Origin of the sequence: Brachybacterium rhamnosum, assembly GCF_039526185.1 — a bacterium.
GTDB lineage: Bacteria > Actinomycetota > Actinomycetes > Actinomycetales > Dermabacteraceae > Brachybacterium > Brachybacterium rhamnosum.
This window is the reverse complement of record NZ_BAAAIS010000002.1, coordinates 213773-236910: the sequence shown is the minus strand read 5'-3', so window position 1 is coordinate 236910 and position 23138 is coordinate 213773. Positions and strand designations below refer to the sequence as shown.

Here is a 23138-nt window from a genome sequence, read left to right as displayed (position 1 = left end):
CCGGTCGGCCTGCTCAGGTCAGACGCCGTCGGACCGCTCGGACCAGGCGCCGACGGCCCCGCGGACCAGGTCCGCGAGGTGCTCAGAGAGCGCGAGGCGGCTCGGCTCGTGGCAGTACATCATGTGCCCGGCCTCGTAGTACTCGACGCGGATCCGCTGCTCGGCGACCTCGCGCGGGATCTGCAGGTGCGCGAGCACGTGCTCGCTCGCATGGAACGGCGTCGCGGCGTCGTGGTAGCCGTGGGAGACGAGCACCCGGGTGTGCGGGCTGCGGCGCAGCAGTCGGGAGAGGTCCGTCGCGACCTCGACGGAGCGGCCTTCGAAGTCCTGGTAGCTCCACGGGTGCACGCGGCCGGCCATGATCTCGTAGACCACGTCGTCGCGGTAGCCGAGCTCGGTCGCGAGGTACTGGTTCAGCGCGCCCGTGTAGGCCGGGGCGAGCTGGTCGATCGAGGGGTCCGTCTCCATCTGGGCGGCATTGCGGTCCCCGGCGGGGGCGGTGAAGCGACCGTCGATCCGGCCCGTGACCAGGCCCTGGTCCCGCAGCAGCTCGGCGAGGAAGGCCATGTGCTCGACGCGCAGATCCGCCCGCTCCACCCAGTCCGGGTCCACGCCGATCAGCGCGCCGATCCGGGCGGCGGCCTCGGCGACCTGCTCGGGCCCCAGGCGCAGGCCCGCCGCGAGCAGCGCCGGGTACTCCTGCTCCGCGAAGGCCTCCGCCTCGTCGACCACGTCCTGCAGGAGGCGCCCCTCGTGCTTGCCGTGCGCGTGCGCGATCGCGGCGTAGGTGGGCAGGTAGTGCACGAAGGGGCGGTCGTTGCCGGCCGTGAACTCGAGCGTCCCGAAGTCCAGCACTGGGGAGATCAGCGCGATGCCGGCGACCGCGACCCAGTACCGCTCGAGCAGTCGGGCGGCGACCGCGGCGGCGCGCGTGGTCCCGTAGGACTCGCCGGCCAGGTGCACCGGGGAGCTCCAGCGGTCGTGGCGGGTCAGCCAGTCCACGACGAAGGAGGCGATGAGGTCGCGGTCCGCGGCGAAGCCGTGGTGGCGGTCGTGCTTCGCGCCGGGGACGGGGCGGGAGTAGCCCGTCGTCATCGCGTCGACCATGACGAGGTCCGCGTCGCGCAGCAGCGTCTCGGGGTTGTCGACCAGACCCCAGGGCGGGCCGACGGGGGAGCCGGCGTCCCCGGCGACCACCCGGCGCGGGCCCAGCACGCCCAGGTGCAGCCACACGGTCGAGGCGCCCGGGCCGCCGTTGAAGGCGAAGACGACGGGCCGGGAGGCGGTGTCGGCAGCGGTGCCGTCGGCCCCGTCGGCCGGCCGGGCGAGGTAGCTGACGGAGAACATCTCGGCGTAGGCGCTCGCGCGGCCGTACTCGCCGCCCTCGGGCTCCTCGCGCAGCACGACGGTGCCGGTCACGGCGCGATAGCGGAGGGGGCCGCCCGGGAGGTCGATGCTGTGCTCGGTGGTGACGAGGCGGTCGGCCGGGTTGCTGCGGTCGGCGGCCGATGTCGCGGCCGACGCGGCGGCGTCGCGGGTGGGAGCGGCGGGGGAGTCGTCCTCGGCGGGGGAGGGGGTGGCGGGCTCGGCGTTCACGGGGCTCCTTCGCGCGGGTGGGTGCGCCTCGAGCCTACGACGGCCCGCGTCCCGGGTGCGGCGGTGCCGCGGTGCGGCGGGCCCCACGTGGTGAACGTTCCCGAACCGTGACTCCGGGGAGGCCGGGCAAATAGTGCATGCACACGGATTCGTGGGTAGTGTTGCCGCGACCTCGAGGACGAGGAACGAGAAGGAGAGCGATGAAGCCCCGTCTGACCCGGCGCTCCGCGCTGGTGGGAACAGGAGCGGCCCTGACGGCCGCCCTGGCCGCCTGCGCGCCGCCCAACCCCGGCGACGTCAACGCCGAGTCCACCATCCCCGCGAGCGACGGCCCCGTCACCATCACCTACTGGGCCTGGCTGAAGGACCTCCAGAAGGTCGCGGACGTCTACAACGCGAGCCAGGACCGCATCCGCGTCGAGACGACCTGGATCCCCGGCGGCAACTCCGGCGGCTACGCCAAGATCCTCTCCGCGGTCTCCGCGGGCGGCGGTCCCGACATCGCCCAGGTCGAGCTGCGCTCGGTGCCCGAGTTCGCGCTCGCCGGCGCGCTCGTGAACCTCTCCCGCTACGGCTTCGACGACAAGCTCTCCGCCTTCGACCCCGGCGCGATCAGCCAGGCCAAGGTCGGCGACAACGTCTGGGGCGTCCCGCAGGACACCGGCCCCGTCGCGACCTTCTACAACCGTGAGGTCCTCGAGGGCGAGCTGGGCCTGAAGGCCCCCTCCACCTGGGACGAGTTCCGCGAGACCGCGGGCGCCGTCCAGGAGGCCGGGAAGACGCTCATCACCCTCGACCCCTCCGACGGCTCCCACCCCGTCGCCTGGGCCATGCAGTCCGGCGCCGTCTGGTACAAGCCCGAGGGTGACGGCTGGATCGTGAACATGGTCGACGACGCCTCCATGCGCGTCGCCGAGTTCTGGGACGGGATCCTCGAGGACAAGCTCGTCGGCACCGGCTACGGCGCCATGACCACCCCCTGGTACGCGGCGGCCGGCGACGACAAGGTGCTCGCCTCGATCTCCGGGTCGTGGTCCGACGCCCTCATCGAGACCGTCCCCGGCGGCTCCGGCAAGTGGGCCGTCGCCCCGATGCCCACCTGGGAGGACGGCTACGCCTCCGGCGCGCACGGCGGCTCCTCCGCCGCGGTGCTCTCCACCGCGAAGCACCCTGCCGAGGCGCTCGAGTTCCTCACGTGGATGTGCACCGACCCCGCCGGGATCGACGCGATGATCCAGTACTCCGGCATCGGCTGGTCGCCGGCGAAGGACTACATCGGCAAGATCCGCCAGCAGCCCTCGGAGTTCTTCTCCGGCCAGAACTACAACGAGGACGTCATCGTCCCCATGGCCGCCGGCCAGAACCTCGAGTGGACCTGGGCGCCGCTCATGCAGCGCGCCATGGCGATGATCGGCGACGGCATGACGAAGGCGGTCAGCGGCGAGGTGCCGCTCGTGGACATGCTCCCCGCCGTGCAGAAGGAGATCGTGGAGATCATGCAGGGCATGGGACTGAACGCGGAGGAGGCACGATGAGGTCGAAGACCGCACCCTGGATCCTCATGGCACCGTTCCTGGTGCTCTTCCTCGGCACCGTCGTGGTGCCGATCATCATGGCCGTCGGCTACAGCTTCACCACCGTCGAGCGCAGCGGGCTGCTGGGCGAGGACGGCGTGAAGAGCGTCTTCGCCGGCTTCGAGAACTACGCCGCGGCGCTGTCCAACGCGAACTTCATCGCCTCGATCGGGCGCATGATCCTGTTCGGCGTGGTGCAGGTGACCGTCATGATCGTCGCCGCGACCGTGCTCGCGCTGCTGCTCGAGAGCGCGAGCGCGAAGTGGCCGGGCTTCTTCCGCTCGACCTACTTCCTGCCCTACGGCATCCCGGGCGTCATCGCGACGATCCTGTGGTCCTTCCTCTACATCCCGGGCCTCAGCCCCATCGTGGACACCCTCGGGATCATCGGGATCGACGTCGACTTCCTCGCCCCGGGCGTGGTGCTGTGGTCCATCGCGAACATCGTGACCTGGACCTACACGGGCTACAACATGCTCATCATCATCGCGCAGCTGAAGGCGATCCCCGGTGAGCTCTACGAGGCGGCCCGCATCGACGGCGCCGGCACCTTCCGGGTCGTCAAGGACATCCAGCTGCCGCTGATCCGCCCGGCCCTCATGCTGACGATCATCTTCTCGATCATCGGCACCCTGCAGCTGTTCGCGGAGCCCCGCCTGCTGCAGACCATGAGCGCGGGCATCACCTCCGAGTACACGCCGAACATGTCGGCCTACGCCTACGCGTTCCAGTACAACGAGATCGGCATGGCGGCCGCGCAGGCCGTGATCATCGCCGTCTCCGCCTTCGTCCTCTCGGCCGTCGCCCTGGGGATCTCGCAGTGGATGGAGAAGCGCCGATGAGCACCACGACCAGCCCCCGTCCCGCGCAGAAGCCGGCCAAGCGCCGCACCCCCGCCGAGGACGGCCGCTCCGGCAGCCGCTCCGCCGGCCGGAACCCTGCCGTCACGATCATCGTCACGGCGATCCTCGCGATCGTCGCGATCTACTTCCTGGTGCCCGTGTACTGGGTGATCGTCAACGCCACGAAGTCCACCGACGCCCTCTTCGGGACGAACGGCTTCTGGTTCGGCGGCGGCTTCCAGCTGTTCGAGAACCTCGGCAACGTGCTCACCGCCAACGGCGGGATCTTCCCCCGCTGGGCGCTGAACTCGCTGATCTACTCCGGCCTCGGCTCCGCGCTCGCGACCTACTTCGCGGTCGCCGCCGGCTACGCCCTCGCGAAGTACGACTTCCGGGGCAAGAAGCTCGTCTACGCGATGGTGCTGGGCGGTGTGCTCGTGCCCGGCACGGCGACCGCGCTGCCGCTGTTCTTCCTGTTCAGCTCCGTGGGCCTGACCAACTCCTACTGGTCGGTGCTCATCCCCTCGCTCGTGAGCCCCTTCGGCCTGTTCCTCTCCTCCATCTACGCGAACGCGGCGGTGCCGGACGAGGTGCTCGAGGCCGGGCGGATCGACGGCGTGGGCGAGATCGCGCTGTTCCACCGGATCGCCCTTCCGCAGCTGGTGCCGGCGATCGTCACCGTGCTGCTCTTCCAGTTCGTGGGCATCTGGAACAACTACTTCCTGCCGCTGGTCATGCTCGCGGACGAGAAGCTGTACCCGATCACCCTGGGCCTGGACAACTGGCGCGCGCAGACGGACCGCCTGCCCGAGTTCTACCAGCTCACCGTGGGCGGCGCGCTGCTCTCGGTGATCCCGCTGGCGATCCTCATCCTGGTGCTGCAGCGCTTCTGGCGCGGCGGCCTCACGGAGGGCTCCGTCAAGGGCTGACGCCCCGACGGGCCCGGCACGGCCCCTGCCCTGCGACTCCCACGAGCCGCCGGGGCAGGGGCCGTCCTGTGTCGCGGGAGGGGCGGGGCGGGCAGGATGGGGGCATGGACGCCGCACCGCTGCCCTCCACCCGCTCCTCGCGATCACCGCTCGCGACGGCCCGACGGCGCAGCGTGCTGGGCGCCGGGCTCGTGCTCCCCACGCTCGCGCTGGGCCTCGCGGCCTGCAGCGACGAGGGCTCCGCCGCCCAGCCGGACCTGCGCGCCGAGGTGGACCGCGAGCCGGCGGGCCCCGCGGAGGAGGTCGCGGCCGCCGTCCTCCCCTTCACCGCCCGGCTGCTCGCCGCGGCGGACCGCGAGGCCGTGAACCTCGTGTGCTCCCCGCTCTCCGCGCAGATCGCGCTCACCATGGCCGCGCTCGGCGCCGCGGGCAGCACCCGGGAGCAGATGGAGCAGGTGCTCGGCGGGGACGCCGAGACCATCGCCGCCGCCGCGAACACCCTCGACCAGGTGCTCGCCGCCGTGGGGGAGGTGGAGCGCGAGGAGGACGATCCGGACGCGGCGGAGCCCGCCGTGGCCTCCCTCGCCTGCGCCACCTGGGCGCAGGAGGGCTTCGACGCCGGGCAGGACTACCTCGACGCGCTCGCCCGCTGGTTCGGCAGCGGCGTCTGGACCGCGGACTTCACCGCCGACGGCCCCCGCGAGAAGGCCCGCACCCGCATCAACGACTGGGTGGAGGAGGAGACCGCGGGCCTCATCGAGGAGCTCGTGCCGCAGGGCATGCTCACCGAGGCCACGCGGCTCGTGCTCGTGAACACCCTGCACCTCAAGGCCGCCTGGCCCAGCCCGCTCACCCTCGAGGACGGTCCGTTCACCCTCGACGGCGGGGAGGAGGTGACGACGCCGATGCTCCACGGCGACGCGCACGGCTGGTACGAGGACGAGCTGTGCACCGCGACCGCCCTGCCCACCGAGGGCGACGACCTCGGTCTCGCGCTCGTGCGACCCGCCGGCACCGCGCAGGAGCTGCTCGACGCCTGGGCGGAGACGGCCGACGGCGCCGCGGATCCCACCGCCGAGGGGCTCGGCGCGGTGCTCGCCGGGATCCGCGACTCCTCGGACACGGTCGCCCTCACCGTCCCGAAGATCGACCTCGGCTGGGACGGGGACCTCGTCCCGGTGCTGCAGGAGCTCGGGATGGACGCGCCGTTCACCGACGACGCGGACTTCACCGGCATCACCGCTGAGGAGCAGCTCCGGATCACCGGTGTGATGCAGAAGGCCGTGATCACCGTCGACGAGGAGGGCATGGAGGCGGCCGCAGCGACGGCCGTGAGCGTCGGCGCGACCTCCGCGCCCGCCGAGCCGAAGGAGCTCGTGATCGACGCGCCCTACGTGCTCGTCGCCTTCGAGACCTCGACCGGTGCGCCGCTCGTCGCGGGCCGGGTCGGGGACCCCCGCGCGACGCGCTGAGCGCCGCGGTCCCCCGGAACGCGGTCCCCCGGAACGCGGTCCCCCTCTCCTCGCAGCGGACCGCGCTGATCCGCTCCGGCACATGGGAGGGCGCCGGCACGCTCGCGCAGATCATCGGCCGCCTGAGTCGAACGCAGGGCTTTGACCTGCGTCGATGGTCTGTCCCGTGTCGATGTGCGGATGTCCCTTCCGGACGTCGGGGCAGCCTGCTACGGTCCCGCAGCAAGCCGGTGACCGATGAGTAACGTGGCTCTCGGATGCTCCCGGCGGACCAGGAGATCACCATGACCGCACCGTCCCTGACCCTGCCCCGACCGCTGCTGCGACGGCGTCCCTCGCGCCCGCTGCTCGCCCTCCTCGCCGCGATCCTCGCCGTCCTCGCCCTCGCCGCCGCGCCGACGACGCGCGCCGACGCCCTCGGCATCAGCCCGCCCGGTGCGAACGACTGGGACTGCGTTCCCTCCGCCGAGCACCCCGAGCCCGTGGTCCTCGTCAACGGCACCTTCGAGACGATGGCGAAGAACTGGTGGACCCTCGCGCCCGTCCTCGCCGACGCCGGCTACTGCGTCTACGCCTTCGACTACGGCGTCACCCACGTCGTCCCCGCGACCGGTCCCGTGCGCGACTCCGCGACCGAGCTCGGCACCTTCGTGGACCGCGTGCTCAGCGCGACCGGCGCGCAGGAGGTGGACCTCGTGGGCCACAGCCAGGGCGGCATGATGCCCCGCTGGTACATCGGCTTCCAGGGCGGCGCCGCGAAGGTCGACGACCTCGTCGGCATCGCCCCCTCGAGCCACGGCACACAGGGCCTGATCGTCCGCGACGACGACGGCGAGGGCAGCGCGCTCGCCCACGCCGACCAGGGCATCGCCTACAGGACCTGCGCCGCCTGCATCGACCAGCAGGCCGGAAGCGCCTTCATGCAGGAGCTCGCCTCGATCCCTGACACGGTCCCCGGCGTCGACTACACCGTCATCTCCACCGAGCACGACGAGATCGTCACGCCCTACACCTCGCAGGCGCTCGACGGCCCCGAGGAGCAGGTCACCAACCTCGTCCTCCAGGACCTCTGCCCGCGCGACCCCTTCGCGCACGACCAGAGCCCCAACGACCCCGTGGTGCACCAGATCGTGCTCGACGCCCTCGACCAGGACGGCCCCGCGAGCAAGGACGTGAGCCCCACCTGCTGAGCGTCATCGGCCGACGGGGCCCCGGGGGAGCGGGGGCCCGTCGGCCGATCGCCGAGGTCGCGGATCAGCCGAGCGTCGCGGGGCGCTCCGTGTGCTCGCCGCGCACGTGCTCGTCGAGGAAGGCCAGGAACGTCTCGTACCAGACCTGCGCGTTGCCGCGGCCCAGCACCCAGTGGCCCTCGTCGGGGAAGTACAGGAAGCGGTGGCGGGTGCGGCCGTGCTCGTCCTTGGGCGTCGCGGAGAAGGTGAGCAGGTCGTACCAGAGGGCGTGGCCCTGGGAGATCGGCACCCGGTAGTCCTTGTCGCCGTGGATGACGAGCATCGGCACCTCGATGTCGGCGACGCTCGCGCTCGGGTCGAAGCGGTCGTTCTGGGTGCGCATCGGCGGCTCCCAGCCCGCGTTGTCCGTGGTGCGGCCCATGACGCGCGTGTCCCACAGGGACGCGTGGGTGACGATGCAGCGGAAGCGGTCACCCGTGTGCCCGGCGACCCAGTTCGCCATGTAGCCGCCGTAGCTGCCGCCCGCGAAGGCGGTGCGCTCGGCGTCGACGTCCTCCCGGGCGATCACGGCGTCGGTGAGCGCCATGACGTCGGTGAACGGGGCGCCGCCCAGCTCGTGCTGGCCGCGCTCGATCATCGACTGCCCGTAGCCGGTGGAGATCGCCGGGTCCGGCAGCAGCACCGCGTAGCCGGCAGCGACGAACGGGTCCGGGTTCCAGCGCCAGGTCCACGCGTTCCACGACCCCCAGGGGCCGCCGTGCGCGAAGACGACGAGCGGGTGCGGGCCCTCGCCCTCGGGGAGCCGCAGCCAGGCGCGCACGCCCGTGCCGTCCACCCCGGTCGCGGTGACCTCGGTGAGCGTGCCCGGGGAGACGGGCTGCGGGGAGGAGGCGCCGGCGGGGTGGGGGAGGTCCGTGACCGTGCCGCTCGCGGGATCCACCCGCACGGGGCGCGGCGGGGAGGCGACGCCGGAGACGGAGGCGATGATCGCGCCGCCCGCCACGGAGATCCCTGCGGGGCTGAGCTCCTGCTCGGGGCCGAAGGCGAGCAGGCGCGGGGCGGCGTCCTCGAGGCCACCGATCCACAGCGAGCCGCGTCCGGTGTCGTCGCTCTCCGCGACGAGGGTCGCGTCGTCCAGCCAGATCGGCTGCACCCAGCGGTCCAGCTCCGGCCAGAGCTCCGTGAGGTCCCCGGTGCGGAGGTCCAGCAGCAGGGGACGCACGTCGAGGGAGGCGCTCCCGCTCCAGGTCTGCTCGCGGGAGACGACGGCGCGGCGGCCGTCCGGGCTGAAGGAGACGGGGGAGTGCTCGACCTCGGCGGTGCCGGGGAGGATCAGGCGCGGCGCCTCGGCGCCGGTGAGGTCCACGAGGTGCAGGTGCGGCACGCCCACCAGCTCGCCCACGGAGTCCTGCATCGAGACGAGGGCGCGGGTGCCGGCGTCGTCCGCGACCCAGTCGACGAGGCGGCCCGGGGGCAGGGCCACGTGCCGGAAGCGCAGCACCGAGCGGGAGGTGTCCTTCGCGTCGGAGCTCTCGGCGTCCGTGTCGCCGTCCTCCGCGACCGCGGCGGCGGTCCAGAGGTCGCGGGGGAGCTCGGCGACGGCGAGCACCTCGCGCGCCGGCCCCAGGTCGTCGCTCCAGTAGCGGGTGGGGAAGCCGTCGTGCAGCACGGCGGTGACCTTCGCGTCCTCGCGCCGGCTCGACAGCTCGCGGTGCTCGGCCTCGGTCGTGGCCTGGGAGTGCACGGAGAGCTGGGCGACGAGCGCGTCCTTGCCCAGGTGCAGGTCGCCGAAGCCGCCGGGCCGGGAGGCGAGCTCGCGGGCCTCGCCGCGCGGCGGCAGCCCCCACAGCTGCGCGTCCTCCGCCTCGGAGCCGTCCTCGCCGGTGCGCTTCGCGGTGAAGAAGGTGGTGCCGTCCTCCGCGAGGGCGACGGTGCCCACGGAGGCGTCGCCGCGCGTGAGGGTGAGCAGGCCGGCGTCGGTGATCTCGACGAGCCCCGTGCGATAGGCGGTGCCCTTGGCGTCGGGCCGGGAGACCTTCGCGACGACCCTCCCGCCCCGGGTGGTGAGCAGTGCGCCCAGGCGGGCGGCATCGAGCAGAGCGGTGAGCGGGCTGGATGACATCGGGGGTGAGGACCTCTCCGGAGCGACGGCACTGACCCGTCGACACTACGACCGACGGCCCGGCGGGGTGCGGGCGCCCGGGGGACCGTGACCACTCCGGGACCTCGGGCGGTGGGGCCGACGGCGCGGCGGAGGGTCCCGGCCGGGTCGAGTGGGCCCGCGAGCCTCGGGAGGATCCCGGCCGGATCCCTTGACCGCCCCCGGGAGCGCCGATAGCGTCGCGTGAAAGGTTGTGCGCCAGCCGGTGCGATCCGCCGTCGGACGCAGAGAAGGACCTCGCCATGACCCCGCTCGACCCCGCCACCCCAGCCGAGCCCACCGAGGACCTGCGCATCGGCGTCATCGGATTCGGCATGCGCCGCTCCGTCGCGCTCCACGCCCATCGGCCCGGGGAGGGGTCACGGATCACCGTGGTCGCCGATCCCAGCGAGCGCGGCCGCGAGACCGCGCGGGAGGAGATCGGCGCCGAGGTCGCGACCGTCGGGAGCGTCGAGCAGCTGCTCGCCGAGCACGAGGTCGACGCGGTCATGATCCTCACCCCGGACTTCGCGCACGCCGAGGTCGCCCTCGCGACCCTCGGCGCGGGCCTGCCCACCTTCTGCGAGAAGCCGCTCGCGATCCGGCTCGAGGACGCGGACGCGATGCTCGCGCTCGCCGCGGAGAAGCGGGCCCGCCTGTACATCGGCCACAACATGCGGCACATGCCCGTGGTGCGGCAGATGAAGGCGATCGTGGACTCGGGGCGGATCGGCCGGGTGCGCGCGATCTGGTGCCGCCACTTCGTGGGGACCGGCGGCGACTTCTACTTCAAGGACTGGCACGCCGAGCGGGCGAAGGCGATGAGCCTGCTGCTGCAGAAGGGCGCGCACGACATCGACGTCATCCACTGGCTCGCGGGCGGCTACACCCGCCGCGTCTCCGGCATCGGCGACCTCGCCGTCTACGGCGACATCGAGGACCGTCGCGACAACACCGACCGCCGGATGTGGGACTGGTACGACGAGGACATCTGGCCGCCCACCGCGCAGAAGGAGCTGAACCCCGTGGTCGACGTCGAGGACATCTCCATGCTGCAGATGACCCTGGACAACGGGGTGCTCGCCTCGTATCAGCAGTGCCACTTCACCCCGGACTACTGGCGGAACTACACGGTGATCGGGGACGCCGGGCGGATCGAGAACATGGGGGACGGCAGCGGCGACCAGATCCACCTCTGGGAGTCCCGCCGCTCGGGGCCCGGCCGGCCGGACGCGGTCGAGGTCGTCGCGCGGGCGGAGGACACCGACGGCGGCCACGGCGGCGCGGATCCGCGGCTGGTCGCCGAGTTCCTGCGCTTCGCCCGCAGCGGCGGCGCGACCGACGTCTCCGCCCTCGCGGCGCGCGAGGCCGTCGCGACCGGGATCCGCGGCGCGGAGTCGATCCGCAGCGGCGGTGTGCCGCTCGAGGTGCCGCCCGTGGCGGAGGAGCTCCGCGCCTACTTCGACGGCGGGCAGGCCTGAGCCGACGCCCGCGCGGCGAGGGCCGCTGACGTGCCCGCATGACGGGGTGCGTCACCCTGCCTTCAAGGTGGGCTTGGGGGAGTGCTAACGTGCGCTTCGGGCGACCGGGAGGTCGGCGACGGCGCTCCCGCCGCCCCGCCGTGACCGCACCCGGAAGGACCCACCCCGTGACCGCACTCGACACCGAGCCCCGCAACGCCACCAGCGTCCCCCTCGCCCCGCTGCTCGCCGAGCGCTGGAGCCCCCGCGGGTTCGCGACCGGTCACGAGCTGAGCGACGAGGAGCTCACGAGCCTCGTCGAGGCCGCCCGCTGGACGCCCTCCTACTTCAACCAGCAGCCCTGGCGCCTCGCGGCCGCCCGCCGCGGCACCGCGCTGTTCGACGACATCGTCGACACCCTCGCCGAGTTCAACCAGCTGTGGATGCGGCGGGTCTCCGCGCTCGTCGTCCTCGTGACGGAGACCGAGCGGGACGGCGAGACGGTCCCCTACGCCCTCTACGACGCCGGCCAGGCCGCCGCACACCTCAGCGTGCAGGCCGCCCACCTGGGCCTCTGGGCCCACCAGGCCGCCGGCTTCGACAAGGATGCGATCGCTACCCTGCTGGACCTCGACCCGGCCCAGCTCCCGCTGACGGTCATCGCGATCGGCGAGCACACCACCGCCGAGGACGTCCCCGAGAAGATCCGCGAGCGGGACGCCGCCCCGCGCGCCCGGCGCCCCCTCGACGAGGTCCTGCTGGCGCCGCTCGCCTGAGCTCAGACGCCTGCCGCGGCGCCGTCGGCCGCCTTCTCGTACCGGAACCACTTGCCGGTGACCGCCTCGACGGGGTCGATGCCCCTCTGTACCGCGTAGACGAGGCACATGCCGAGCACGTCGCCCACCTCGTCCCGCAGCGCCTGCTGCTTCGCCGCGTCGTCGAGCCCGCGCTCACGGCTCTGACCGGAGGCGTCCAGGTGCGCCTGGGCGAGCTCCCCCACCTCCTCGGTGAGCTTGAGCAGCGCCCACTCGGCCGAGCGGTCCACGCCGTGGACCTCCGCGTACTGGGTGGAGAGCTTCTCGATGCGGGCGGTGATCTCGTGGAGGTCCATCCCCGGACCCTATGCCGGGCGCCCGCCGTACCCGCGACGGCGCCACGGGGGACCCGGCGTCAGCCCCGGAAGCCGTGGGCCGTGAGCGCGGCGGTGACGTCGGAGGTCGCGGCGGCGCCCGCGTGCAGCGGCCAGGCCGCCGCGACGTAGCCGTCCGGCCGCACGAGGTACAGCTGGTAGGAGCGCAGCCGGCCCCGCGGATCCGCCGGGAAGGCGAACGGGCCGTCCACGGCCTCCGGCACGGCAGGGCGCTCGGCGATCGCGCCGCCGTAGGTGTGCAGCTGCCAGCGGCCCGAGCGCAGCGCCTCCCGGTTCACCGCGAGCACCGGCAGTCGGCGCCCCACCGCGGGATCCGAGGCCCACTGCGGCAGCACCGCCCCGCGCGGCGCCGGGTGGTAGTGGATCCGGTACTGGCCCAGCAGCCCGCCCAGCCATGGCCCCGCCGCCGAGCGCAGCACCCGCGGGGCGAGCACGGCGATCACGTCCCGCGCGCGCCGGCGCAGGAACCCGGCGCCCCTGCCGGGCCGTGCGATGAGGCCGAATGCGCGGTCCACGGCCGTGATGAGGGAGAGCGCGACCGGCCGGCGCTCCTGCTCGTAGCGCGCGAGCTGCGCGGGATCCCGCAGGCCGGAGGCGACATCCGCGAGCAGGTGCGCGAGATGGTGGGCGTCCTGCAGGCCCGTGTTCATGCCCTGCCCGCCCACGGGGGAGTGCACGTGCGCGGCGTCCCCGGCGAGCAGCACCGGCCCCACCCGGAAGCGGCTCGCGAGGCGGTGGTGCACCCGGTAGGAGGAGAACCAGTCCACCCGCCCGTAGCGGATCCCCAGGTCGTCGCGGGCCCCGGCGAGGGCCTCCTCCTGGTCCGGATCGGTGCCGCCGTGCAGCCAGATCAGGCGCGCGTGACCGCCCGGGCCCAGCGGGAACAGGATCGCGAAGCGCTGCTCACCGACGTACGCGGAGAGGGCGTCGTCCGGGGCGCCCTCCACGTCGTGGAGATCCGCGACGCAGAAGGTCGCCTCGTCGGTGTCGCCGTCGAAGGAGAGCCCCAGCTGGTGGCGCACGGGGGAGCTCGCGCCGTCCGCGCCGATCAGCCAGCGGGCGTGCACGCTCGTCGCCGTGCCGGCGGCGTCGGCGGGGTTGGAGGCCAGCCGCGCCCCGAGGCCCTCCTCCGCAGGGCCGTCGGCCGCGAAGGACTCGAGCTCCATGCCGTAGCGCACCGGGCAGCCCTCCGAGGCGAGCGCCTCCGAGAGCAGGGCCTCGGTACGGGACTGCTCGAAGATGCGGGCGCCCGGGAACAGGGTGTCCCGCTCCTGCGCACGGGCGAAGTCCGCCTCGACGGGACGGTCCCCGCCCTTGATGCGGATGCGGCCGGCGAGCTGCGCGCTCTCGAGCACTGGGCCCGCGAGCCCCAGCTGGTCGAGGATCTCGACGCTGCGCGCCTGCACCACGATCGCGCGGGACTCCCGCGTGGGGCCCGGCTTCGGATCCACCACGAGCACCCGCAGGCCGCGGCGATGGGCGACGAGCCCGGCCATGAGGCCGGTGGGCCCGGCGCCCGCGACGAGCACGTCGACCTCGGCGGGAAGGGCGTCCGCGGTGCGCGTCATCGGGGCCTCGTCTCGGGTGGAGCGGATGATGCGTCCACGGTAGACCCGGGGCGGGCCGACGTCGGCCCCGGGTCGTGGGGCCCGGCGCGAGGGCCGGGCCCCACGTCAGCAGGGCGTCAGCCCTTCTGGCGGCCCTTGAAGCGGGGCTCCTGCTTGTTGATGACGTAGAGGCGGCCGCGGCGTCGCACCACCTGCGCTCCCGGGCGTGCGGCCAGGGAGCGCAGGGAGCTGCGGACCTTCATCGGGCGCTCTGCCCGTAGCGGCGGCGGAACCGCTCCACGCGGCCGGCGGTGTCGAGCACCTTCGCCTGGCCCGTGTAGAACGGGTGCGAGGCGGAGGAGACCTCGACGTCGATCACGGGGTAGACGTTGCCGTCCTCCCAGGTGATCGTGCGCTCCGAGGTCGCGGTGGAACGGGTGAGGAAGGCGAAGTCGGCGCTCGCGTCGCGGTAGACGACGGGCCGGTAGTCGGGGTGGATGGACTGCTGCATGGGGTGTCCTCCTGTGAGGGTGGGGTAAGCGGGGCTCACCAGCTGGACTTCGTGATGCCGGGCAGCTCACCGCGGTGGGCGAGCTCCCGGAAGCGCACGCGGGAGAGGCCGAAGGTGCGCAGGTGGCCGCGGGGGCGGCCGTCGACCGCGTCGCGGTTGCGCACCCGGGTGGGGCTCGCGTCCCGCGGGAGCCGCTGCAGCGCCCGTTGGGCGAGGAGCTTCTCCGCGAGGGGGACGGCGGGGTCCTTGATCGTGCGCTTGAGGGCGTCGCGCTGCTCGGCGTGCCGGGCGACGGTCGCGCGGCGGCGCTCGTTCGCCGCGATCTTCGAGGTCTTCGCCATCTCAGCGCTCCTCGCGGAACTCGACGACGGCCCGCACCCGCGGATCGAACTTGCGCATGGTGAGCCGGTCCGGCGTGTTCCGGCGGTTCTTGCTGGTCATGTAGGTGAATCCGGTGCCGGCCGTGGAGCGCAGCTTCACGGTGGTGCGCACGTCGTTCTTCCTGGCCATGGGGGCCTCCGTTCAGGGGGTGGGGCGGGTGTCAGATCTTCTCGCCGCGGGCGCGGATCCGGGCGACGACCGCCTCGATGCCGTGGCGGTCGATGGTGCGCAGGCCCTTGGCGGAGACCTGCAGGCGCACGGTGCGGCCCAGCGAGGGGACGAAGAACCGCTTGGACTGGATGTTGGGGTCGAAGCGCCGCGGGCTGCGGCGGTTCGAGTGGGAGACGGACCGGCCGAAGGAGGGGACCGCTCCCGTGACTTGACAGCGCGTGGACATGACCCCAGATACTAGTAATGAGAATGATTATCGTCAAGCGAGGAGGTGCTCGGATGACCGGGAGCCAGAAGGACGGACATCGGGCCGACGGGAGCCGGGCCGGGACGGGCCCGAACGAAGGGGGACGGACTGACGGGGAGCGGGCCGAGGCGGGTCGCGAGGTCGGGACATCGGGTCGCGAGATCCCACAACGGTCCGCGGGCCCCGCGCATTCCCGGGACGGCGCCGCACCCACCCTGCCTGTCGCCGTCGTCACGGCGATCGACCCCGTGCTGCGCGGCGGGCTCGTCGCGAGCCTGCTGCTGGACGTGCCCGGCGCCGTCGAGCTGCGCTACACCGTGGACACCGAGGCCGGCTCGCTGCGCCGGCTGATCGTCTCGGCGGCCGGCGTGATCGAGGAGCAGGAGGTCGAGCTGGACCACCCGTGCGTCTCCTGTGCCATGCGGGAGGACGCCGTCCCCGCGCTCGACCGCCTCGCCGGGGATCCGCGGATCCAGGCGGTGCTGCTCTCACCGCCGCTGAGCGCCGAGCCGGAGATCGTGGTCGGGACGCTCCTCGCCCACCAGCGCCGCTGGCACCTCTCCGGCGCCGCCGTCGTGCTCGCCGCCGCGAGCGCCCGCGAGGACCTCCTCGGCGACGAGACCCTCGCCGAGCGCGGCGTGACCTGGGCACTCGAGGATCATCGCAGCGTGGGGGAGGCGCTCGCCGCCCAGCTCGAGTACTCCCCGCTCGTCGTCGCGGACCTCGCCCCGAGCGCCGAGGCCGAGGCCGGGCTCGAGCTCGTCGAGCACCTCCGCGCCGCCGATCAGCTGCTCGCCACCGACCCCTACGCGGTGGACCCCGCCCTGCTGCTCGGCGGGCTGCTCGGCCACGCCGCGGGGCTGCGCCGTCGTGATCCCCGCAGTGTCGAGTCCCACGGCGGGCCCACCGCCCACGGCACCTGGACCCTCGACCTCTCCTCCGAGCGCCCCTTCCACCCCGAGCGGCTGCTCGAGCACATCGAGGCCCTCGGCGGCGGAGCGCTGCGCAGCCGCGGGCGCTTCTGGGTACCGGACCGTCCCGGCACCATCGCCCGCTGGGACGGCGCCGGCGGCCAGGTCTCCGTGGGCGCCCATGCGGACTCCGGCCGCGACCTGCCCACCACGCGGCTCGTCGTCACCGGAGTGGTCGCGGCAGATGCCGACCGGGTGCACCGCGCCTTCGTGCGCAGCCTCGTCACCCCGGAGGAGTGGGCGCGCGGTCTCGCGCCCTGGATGGACCGGGAGGACCTGCTCGCCCCCTGGCTCGGGGAGCGCGGCGCCCGCGTCTGAGCGAGTGAAGCGGGGTGGGGTGACGCCGACTCGCGAGGCGCGTCAGCCCGGATGGGCGCGGCGCGCCTCGCGGTCGAAGACCATCACCACCTCGCAGGGGCGGGAGTCCGCGGCGCCCAGGGCGTGCGGGAGCATTGTCGGGAACTCGGCCACGTGGTCCCGCTCGACCCGCACGCTGCGGGTGCCCAGGTGCAGCAGCGCCGTGCCGGAGAGGACGAGCAGCCACTCCCGGCCGGGGTGGGCGCGCTGGGCGGAGGCCATCGTGGCCGGTGCGCCCGTCGCGGCGCTCGTCGCTCCCGCGGGGGTGCCGGGCGGGGCGGTGAAGCGACGACGCAGCACCGTCGTGTCCGGGCTGTCGCGGAGCGTCCAGCGCAGCCCGCCGTCCTGGCCGTGGTCGCGCACGGGGGCGATGACGACGTCCTCCGCCTCGGCCGCGACGAGCTGGTCCAGGCTCGTGTCCAGGGCGCGGGAGAGCAGCACCAGCTGGTCCAGGGCCAGGCGCCGGGAGCCCGTCTCGAGACGGGAGAGGGTCGCGGGGGAGAGGTGCGTGCGCTCGGCGAGGTCGCCGAGGCTCAGGCCGCGGGCGAGGCGCAGCGCCCGCAGGCGTTTGCGCACGAGGTCGTCGACGACCGAGGTCTCTTGCGTCATGCGCAATAGCGTAGTCCTGTGGCGCAAAGCGGGGCTAGCGTCGGAGCATCCGCCCGTCGCCCCAGGAGGCCACCATGACCGCACCCGTCCCCACCACCGCTCCCGCTCTCCCCGAGCTCGTCGACGTCGCCGTGATCGGCGGCGGCGCCGCCGGCCTCAACGCCGCCCTCCAGCTGGGCCGCTCGCTGCGCAGCGTCGTCGTCCTCGACGCCGGCACCCCGCGCAACGCCCCCGCCGAAGGCGTGCACGGACTCCTCGGCCACGAGGGCACGCCGCCCCTCGAGCTGCTCGCCCGCGGCCGCGAGGAGGTGCGCTCCTACGGCGGCGTGATCCTCGAGGACGCCGTGCTCGCCGCCCGCCCCGCCGATCCCGTCGACGGCGACCTCCGCTTCGACCTCGACCTCGCCTCCGGCGCCCGCCTCACGGCCCGCCGGATCATCGTCGCGACCGGCGTGCGCGACGAGCTCCCGGAGCTCCCCGGCCTCGCCGAGCACTGGGGCCACGGCCTCGTCCACTGCCCCTACTGCCACGGCTACGAGGTGCGCGACCGCGCGATCGGCATCGTCGCCGTGGGCCCCGGGTCCGTGCACCAGGCGCTCATGTTCCGCCAGCTCAGCGAGGACGTCATCTACCTCGTGCGCGGCACCGAGCTGCCCGAGGACGGCCGCGCCCTGCTCGCCGCGCGCGGCGTGCGGATCATCGAGGAGGACGTGGTCGAGGTGCTCGCCGCGGAGGAGGCCGACCCCGTCACCGGCTCCCGCGTCGCCGGGGTGCGCCTCGCGAGCGGGGAGACGCTCGCGCGCGAGGTGCTCGCCGTCGCGAGCCGCGTGCACCCCCGACTCGACGGTCTCGAGGGCCTCGGCCTCGGGATCGAGGAGATGCCCGGCGGGTTCGGCGAGAAGGTCCCGACCGCCATGGCCGGCGTGACCGCGGTGCCGGGCGTCTGGGCCGCCGGCAACGTCGCGGAGCCGATGGCGCAGGTGGGCGCCTCCGCCGCGGGCGGCGCGCTCGCCGGCGCGCACGTGAACGGCGACCTCGTCATGGCCGAGGCGCAGGCCGCGGCGGTGTCCGCGGCCTCGGCGAACTGAGGCGGTCGTCTCCGCCGACGACCTACCGGCCGGAGCCGGGCAGCGCGGCGATCAGCAGGCCGATCGTGAGCGCGGCCCCGGACAGCAGGTTGAGCACGAGGAAGCGGCGCCAGGCGGCGTGGGCGCGCGGGCTCTCCGCATCGGGCAGCGAGCGGAGCGGCCAGGCGCTCAGCGCGTAGGGGAGCACCAGCAGCGCGGTGAGCCGGAGCGGTCCGGGCAGGGTCACGAGCAGCGCTCCGGCCACGAGGTACAGCGCGATCACGCCGCGGACCGTCCACCGTGCGCCGAGGGCGGTCGCGACCGATCCGATCCCCGCCGACCGATCGGCGAGGACGTCCTGGACCGCGCCGAGGGCGTGGGAGGCCATGCCCCAGGCGAGGAACGCGGCGAGCACGACGAGCGCCGTCCGGTCGATGCCGCCGCCCGTCATCAGCAGGCCCACGAGCGCGGGTCCCACGAAGTGCACCGACGAGGTGAGCGAGTCGAGGACCGGCCGCTCCTTCAGGCGCACCCGCGGCGCCGAGTACCCGACCACCGCCGCGAGCACGACGACGAGGGCGAGGGACGACCACGGGTTCCCGAGCGCGAGGAGAGCGAGGACGAAAGGGACGCAGACGAGGCCGGCGGCCCAGAGCATCGTGCGGTGCAGCCCGGGATCCAGGACGATCCCCTCGACGCCGCCCTTGCGCGGGTTGCGGAGGTCCGACTCGTGGTCGAAGACGTCGTTGACCCCGTACATCAGCAGGTTGTAGGGGAACAGGAAGAACAGGGTGCCGACGGCGAGCACCGCATCGACCCCGCCACCCCCGGCCAGGTAGCCGAGAGCGAAGGGGTAGGCGGTGTTGACCCAGCTCAGAGGGCGGGACGAGGCCAGCAGGCGAAGCACGGCACCGGGGGCGAGGGCGGTCGTCATGAATCCTCCGCAGGGGCGAGCAGCAGGTGCAGGGCGGGCAGGAGCAGGCCGGCGGCGATCGGCCAGGCGAGGTCCTCGAGGGGCATGAGACCGATCCGGACCCCCAGCAGCAGCGAGGGCTCGAAGCGGAACAGATCGGCCGCGATCATGAGGTTGTCGAACACCGTGGTGAGCACGAGCAGGCCCAGGATCGTCGCCGAGGTCGCGATCCACCACGACGCACCGGGACGACGTCGGTGCACGGCGAGGGCGAGCACGAGCAGCGGCGGCAGCAGGAAGCAGCCGGCGAGGGCGGCGTAGGTCATCGCGCGGGATCCGCTGCGCGCCGACGGGCGAGGGCGCGCGCGACGAGGGCGTGCAGGACCAGCGTGGTGTAGGCGAGGACGACGATGAAGACGAGCTCCTCCACGGGCAGGTGAGGTGCGAGCATCAGCCCGCTCAGGGCCGGGCTGCGCCCCAGCCCGTAATGGCCTGCGGCGATGGCCGCGAGGTCCCAGCCGAGGAAGTACACGGCGCCGATGGCGAGGACGGCGAGGGCGGGCCGCGCTGCGCGCCCCAGCACGAGGCGGTACCGCGCGTCGAGCGCGCCCATGCCGGCCAGCGGCACGCACAGGCACAGCAGGTACAGCCCGCCGATCATCGTTCCCCCGCCCGTGCCGCGGCCGCTCCCGGGGCGGCCGGCCGGGGGAGGGGTTCGGGCAGCGGCGAGGACGAACGGTCGCCCCGCACCCGTTTGGCCACGAGCTCCCCGCTGATGAGGCACATCGGCACTCCGATCCCGGGGATGGTCGAGGACCCCGCGTACAGCAGCCCGTCGACCTTCCGAGAGGCGTTGCGTGCCCGGAACATGGCGCTCTGGCGGAGAGTGTGCGCGGGGCCCAGCATGCTGCCCCGCCAGGCGGAGAGGTCCGCGGCGTGGTCCCCCGGTCCCACCGTGCGTCGCACCACCACCCGTGAGGCCAGGTCCGGGATGCCTGCCCACGCGGAGACCTGGGAGATCGCGGCGTCCGCGATCGCCTCGATGCGCGGATCACCCCCGCCGTCGATCCCACCGCGTCCCAGCTCGGCATCGGCGGGCACGGGGACCAGCACGAACAGGTTCTCGTGGCCCGCGGGCGCGACCCCGGGATCGGTGGCCGACGGACGGCACACGTAGCTCGAGGCGGGATCGGGGACACGCCCCTGCGCGATCGCCCCGAAGTTCTCCGTCCAGTCGCGGGTGAAGAAGAGGCTGTGGTGGGCGAGCTGGGGGAGCGCGCCGCGGACCCCGAGCATGACGAGGACGGCGCCCGCCCCCGGTGTGCGGCGACGCCACCAGCGCTCGGGATAGGTGCGCAGCGACGGGGGCAGGAGGGCGGTCTCCACGTGGTGGAGGTCAGCGGCGGCCACGACGAGATCCGCGGGGATGTCCTCCGTGCCGCCCTCGGCACCCACGCGCACACCGGTCACGTGCGGGCGTCGTCGCGTCCTGGTGTCGACGAGGATCTGCTGCGCGCGGGCACCCATGCGCAGGTCCACTCCTTCCCTCCGAGCGAGCGAGGTCATCGCCTCGATGACGCGGGCGAAGCCGCCGAGGGGGTACTGGACCCCACCGGTGAGGTCGAGGGCGCTCATGAGGTGGTACATGCTGGGTGCGCGATCCGGGGAGGTCCCCAGGAAGACGGCGGGATATCCCAGCACCTGACGGAGGCGTCGGTCCCGGAACCGCCGCCCGACCAGGGAGTCCAGCGGCTCCACGAGCAGACGCGCCAGGGTCGGCGCATGCCGCAGCACCTCCGGGTGGGCGAGGGAGGCGGGGGAGTCGAACGAGGTGTAGAGGAACCGTCGCAGGGCCATGTCGTAGGTGCGCCGGGCCGAGGTGAGGTGGCGGTCCAGGGCACGTCCCGCTCCCGGCTCCCTCCGCTCGAACGCCTCGGCATTGCTCGCCGCGGAGCGGCTCACGTCCAACGGCTCCTGCTCGCCCTCGAAGCGCACGCGGAAGGCGGGCTCAGGATGGCGGAGCTCCAGCTGCTCGGCGGCGGAGGTGCCCAGCAGGCGGAAGTAGTGGTCGAACACCTCGGGCATGAGATACCAGGACGGGCCGGTGTCGAAGCGGAACCCGCCCTGCTCCCATGTGCCCGCGCGCCCGCCCAGCTCCTCGCGGGCCTCGAGCAGGGTCACCCGGTGTCCGTCCCGCGCGAGCAGCGTCGCCGCGGCGAGACCCGAGACGCCCCCGCCGATGACGACCACGCGGCGCGCGCCGGGCAGTCCGCCCCGCGCGCTCATCGTCCACCTCCCAGGAGCGCGGAGGCGAGCACGCGGGCCTTGACGGGGCCCGGGACGCGCACGCGACGCACCCGGATCTGCGCGGAGGGCGTGCGTCGCAGTCGGAGCGCCAGCTCGCGATACAGGCCGTGCGCGGCGGCGACGGCACGGCGGCTGCTCGGGGGGAGCTGCGGGATCCCCTGCGCGGCGGATCGGAGGTCGGCGTCGATCTGGTCGAGGGCCGCGTCGCGTCGGGCGTCGTCGAACACGTCGAGGTCCAGCTCGGGCCCGTACGTGCGGCCCAGGTGGGAATGGTCCTCGGCGAGGTCGCGCAGGAAGTTGACCTTCTGGAAGGCGGCGGCCAGATGCACCGCCGGGTCCCGGAGCCGGGTGAAGGAGCTCTCGTCGCCGCCCACGAAGACGCGCAGGCACATGAGCCCCACGACCTCCGCGGAGCCGTGGATGTAGGTGTCCAGGCTCGCCGCATCGTGCGCGGTCACGGTGAGGTCGGCCCGCATCGAGCGGAAGAACGGGTCCACGAGTCCCGCATCGATGCCGTGCTCCCGGGCCGCGAGGGCGAAGGCGTGCACCACGAGGTTGGTGCTGCGCTCCCCGGCGAGAGCGGCACCGGTCTGCTGCTCGAGCTCCGCGAGCAGTCGGGCGCGGTCCTCCGGCCGGAGCCGTGGATCCGGGTCGTCCACGATCTCGTCGGCGAGCCGCACGAGGGCGTAGATGCTGCGCACGTCGGTGCGGACGGGCTCGTCGAGCAGGCGACTCGCCCAGCCGAAGCTCGTGGAGTAGCCGGCGATGACGCGGGACGCGCTGTCGCGTGCGACCCGGTCGTAGAGCGCGCCGGGTGCGGCATCGGATGCGCTCATGACGCGTTCCGGATCGCGCGGATCCGCTCCTGCGCCGTGGTGATCCCGGCGATGACCACCCCTGCGGCGGCGACGGCTGCCGTCCCGCCGACGAGCGTGGAGGCGGGTTCACCGGCCAGGCGCCCCACGGCGATCCACGCGAGCCCCCACCCCACCGCCAGGACGGCGGCGAGCGGGGCGACCGCGCCGGCGGAGCGGCGGCCGGAGAGGGCCAGGCCCGTGCCCACGGCGGCGGCGACGATCACCACGCCGGCGGCGAGCGGGCCGGGTGATCCTGCACCCGTCGTGGAGAAGCCGCGGAAGCCCGCTCCGAGCAGGGCCGCGGCGATGTTCGCGCAGGTCGCCACGCACACCCATCCGAGGTAGAGGCCGAAGGTGCCGTGCAGGGCGACCGCCTCGACCGGCCCGCGGGGCGCACTCGCGGTGAGGCGGCGGACGATCACCGCGAGGACCGTGAGCAGCACGATGATGACGAGGACGGACAGGGAGAGCATGCCCGCCTGCACGACGAGGATCCACAGGGCGTTCAGCAGCATCGAGAGGATCGCCGCGACCCGGATCCGGTGCCGGTCCGTCGGGTCCCACCACTGGACGATCGTGTAGGCGGCGAGGCCCAGGTAGATCAGCGACCAGATGGAGAAGGCGCCGCCGGCGGGCGCGAGCGGGGTCGCGTCGGCCGAGAGCAGTCCGCCTCCGGCGCCCTGGACCGGCGTGCCGCCGAACGCGCCGACACCCACGGCGGTGCCGACGACCGTGAGGGCGAGTGCCGCGGTGGTGGCGAGGCGGGGGAGGACGCCGTGCGGGCGGGGAGCGCGTGGCGCCGTGGACGTGGTCATGAGCGGTCCTCCGCGAGGAAGAGGGGACGGGG

25 protein-coding genes are annotated in these 23138 nt (G+C 73.7%); 9 read left to right on the top strand and 16 right to left on the bottom strand.

The annotated features are described in order from the left end of the window. Positions 1-18: 18 nt before the first annotated feature. Positions 19-1596: a S10 family peptidase gene (locus ABD080_RS02975; RefSeq protein WP_343903591.1), complete on the bottom strand. Its 1578-nt coding sequence runs from the start codon at positions 1594-1596 to the stop codon at positions 19-21. Positions 1597-1796: 200 nt separating this feature from the next. Between ABD080_RS02975 and ABD080_RS02970 the strand changes: the two genes are divergently transcribed. From ABD080_RS02970 to ABD080_RS02950, 5 genes are all read left to right on the top strand, one after another. Continuing rightward, entirely contained in the window at positions 1797-3131 is a 1335-nt protein-coding gene (locus ABD080_RS02970) for an ABC transporter substrate-binding protein (RefSeq protein ID WP_137769075.1), read from the top strand. Continuing rightward, positions 3128-4012: a carbohydrate ABC transporter permease gene (locus tag ABD080_RS02965; protein ID WP_137769074.1), complete on the top strand. Its 885-nt coding sequence runs from the start codon at positions 3128-3130 to the stop codon at positions 4010-4012. Before ABD080_RS02970 ends, ABD080_RS02965 begins: the two co-directional genes overlap by 4 nt. Further along, on the top strand, positions 4009-4941 hold the full coding sequence (locus ABD080_RS02960; protein ID WP_137769073.1) for a carbohydrate ABC transporter permease: 933 nt from the start codon (positions 4009-4011) through the stop codon (positions 4939-4941). Before ABD080_RS02965 ends, ABD080_RS02960 begins: the two co-directional genes overlap by 4 nt. A 104-nt stretch (positions 4942-5045) precedes the next feature. Then, positions 5046-6413 (top strand): serpin family protein, encoded by a 1368-nt coding sequence (locus ABD080_RS02955; RefSeq protein WP_343903590.1) that lies wholly within the window; start codon positions 5046-5048, stop codon positions 6411-6413. A gap of 284 nt (positions 6414-6697) precedes the next feature. Next, positions 6698-7603, top strand: coding sequence for a lipase family alpha/beta hydrolase (locus tag ABD080_RS02950; RefSeq protein WP_343903589.1), 906 nt, complete (start codon positions 6698-6700; stop codon positions 7601-7603). Positions 7604-7667: 64 nt separating this feature from the next. Here the strand turns inward: ABD080_RS02950 and ABD080_RS02945 are convergent, their stop codons facing one another. Further along, entirely contained in the window at positions 7668-9725 is a 2058-nt protein-coding gene (locus tag ABD080_RS02945; protein WP_343903588.1) for a S9 family peptidase, read from the bottom strand. 281 nt (positions 9726-10006) lie between these two features. Here ABD080_RS02945 and ABD080_RS02940 point away from each other — a divergent pair, with 281 nt between their 5' ends. Both ABD080_RS02940 and ABD080_RS02935 read left to right on the top strand, forming a co-directional pair. After that, entirely contained in the window at positions 10007-11224 is a 1218-nt protein-coding gene (locus ABD080_RS02940) for a Gfo/Idh/MocA family protein (protein WP_343903587.1), read from the top strand. Positions 11225-11391: 167 nt separating this feature from the next. Further along, positions 11392-11979: a nitroreductase family protein gene (locus ABD080_RS02935; protein ID WP_343903586.1), complete on the top strand. Its 588-nt coding sequence runs from the start codon at positions 11392-11394 to the stop codon at positions 11977-11979. A 2-nt stretch (positions 11980-11981) separates the two neighbouring features. Here the strand turns inward: ABD080_RS02935 and ABD080_RS02930 are convergent, their stop codons facing one another. The 7 genes from ABD080_RS02930 to rpmB form a co-directional block, all read right to left on the bottom strand. Then, positions 11982-12314, bottom strand: a complete 333-nt coding sequence (locus tag ABD080_RS02930; protein WP_343903585.1) for a nucleoside triphosphate pyrophosphohydrolase family protein — start codon at positions 12312-12314, stop codon at positions 11982-11984. Positions 12315-12373: 59 nt separating this feature from the next. Beyond that, positions 12374-13921, bottom strand: coding sequence for an FAD-dependent monooxygenase (locus ABD080_RS02925; protein ID WP_343903584.1), 1548 nt, complete (start codon positions 13919-13921; stop codon positions 12374-12376). A 116-nt stretch (positions 13922-14037) separates the two neighbouring features. Beyond that, positions 14038-14163 carry a type B 50S ribosomal protein L36 gene (gene ykgO, locus ABD080_RS02920; protein ID WP_137769066.1) on the bottom strand — a complete coding sequence of 42 codons (126 nt, stop codon included), beginning with the start codon at positions 14161-14163 and terminating at the stop codon, positions 14038-14040. Beyond that, entirely contained in the window at positions 14160-14411 is a 252-nt protein-coding gene (locus ABD080_RS02915; RefSeq protein WP_137769065.1) for a type B 50S ribosomal protein L31, read from the bottom strand. The genes ykgO and ABD080_RS02915 overlap by 4 nt, the downstream gene beginning before the upstream one ends. A 35-nt stretch (positions 14412-14446) precedes the next feature. Beyond that, a complete protein-coding gene (gene rpsN, locus ABD080_RS02910) occupies positions 14447-14752 on the bottom strand; it encodes a 30S ribosomal protein S14 (RefSeq protein WP_137769064.1) in 306 nt (101 codons plus the stop codon). Position 14753: 1 nt separating this feature from the next. Then, entirely contained in the window at positions 14754-14921 is a 168-nt protein-coding gene (gene rpmG / locus ABD080_RS02905; RefSeq protein ID WP_137769063.1) for a 50S ribosomal protein L33, read from the bottom strand. 31 nt (positions 14922-14952) lie between these two features. After that, positions 14953-15189, bottom strand: a complete 237-nt coding sequence (gene rpmB / locus ABD080_RS02900) for a 50S ribosomal protein L28 (protein ID WP_137769062.1) — start codon at positions 15187-15189, stop codon at positions 14953-14955. 53 nt (positions 15190-15242) lie between these two features. Between rpmB and ABD080_RS02895 the strand changes: the two genes are divergently transcribed. Then, on the top strand, positions 15243-16499 hold the full coding sequence (locus tag ABD080_RS02895; RefSeq protein ID WP_343903583.1) for a GTP-binding protein: 1257 nt from the start codon (positions 15243-15245) through the stop codon (positions 16497-16499). Positions 16500-16541: 42 nt separating this feature from the next. Here the strand turns inward: ABD080_RS02895 and ABD080_RS02890 are convergent, their stop codons facing one another. Then, positions 16542-17147 carry a helix-turn-helix transcriptional regulator gene (locus tag ABD080_RS02890; RefSeq protein WP_137769060.1) on the bottom strand — a complete coding sequence of 202 codons (606 nt, stop codon included), beginning with the start codon at positions 17145-17147 and terminating at the stop codon, positions 16542-16544. Positions 17148-17221: 74 nt separating this feature from the next. Here ABD080_RS02890 and ABD080_RS02885 point away from each other — a divergent pair, with 74 nt between their 5' ends. Then, positions 17222-18235, top strand: a complete 1014-nt coding sequence (locus ABD080_RS02885; RefSeq protein ID WP_137769059.1) for an NAD(P)/FAD-dependent oxidoreductase — start codon at positions 17222-17224, stop codon at positions 18233-18235. Between the two features lie 22 nt (positions 18236-18257). Here ABD080_RS02885 and ABD080_RS02880 read toward each other — a convergent pair whose 3' ends face one another. From ABD080_RS02880 to ABD080_RS02855, 6 genes are read right to left on the bottom strand one after another with little or no spacing between them, the layout of a single operon-like run. Next, entirely contained in the window at positions 18258-19148 is an 891-nt protein-coding gene (locus ABD080_RS02880) for a prenyltransferase (RefSeq protein WP_137769058.1), read from the bottom strand. Then, a complete protein-coding gene (locus tag ABD080_RS02875; protein ID WP_137769057.1) occupies positions 19145-19453 on the bottom strand; it encodes a lycopene cyclase domain-containing protein in 309 nt (102 codons plus the stop codon). The genes ABD080_RS02880 and ABD080_RS02875 overlap by 4 nt, the downstream gene beginning before the upstream one ends. Continuing rightward, complete coding sequence (locus ABD080_RS02870; protein ID WP_137769056.1) at positions 19450-19788, bottom strand: lycopene cyclase domain-containing protein; 339 nt, start codon at positions 19786-19788, stop codon at positions 19450-19452. The genes ABD080_RS02875 and ABD080_RS02870 overlap by 4 nt, the downstream gene beginning before the upstream one ends. Continuing rightward, on the bottom strand, positions 19785-21413 hold the full coding sequence (gene crtI, locus ABD080_RS02865; RefSeq protein ID WP_343903582.1) for a phytoene desaturase family protein: 1629 nt from the start codon (positions 21411-21413) through the stop codon (positions 19785-19787). The genes ABD080_RS02870 and crtI overlap by 4 nt, the downstream gene beginning before the upstream one ends. Beyond that, positions 21410-22270, bottom strand: a complete 861-nt coding sequence (locus tag ABD080_RS02860) for a phytoene/squalene synthase family protein (protein WP_137769054.1) — start codon at positions 22268-22270, stop codon at positions 21410-21412. The genes crtI and ABD080_RS02860 overlap by 4 nt, the downstream gene beginning before the upstream one ends. Beyond that, positions 22267-23106 (bottom strand): TspO/MBR family protein, encoded by an 840-nt coding sequence (locus tag ABD080_RS02855; protein WP_137769053.1) that lies wholly within the window; start codon positions 23104-23106, stop codon positions 22267-22269. The genes ABD080_RS02860 and ABD080_RS02855 overlap by 4 nt, the downstream gene beginning before the upstream one ends. Positions 23107-23138: the final 32 nt, after the last annotated feature.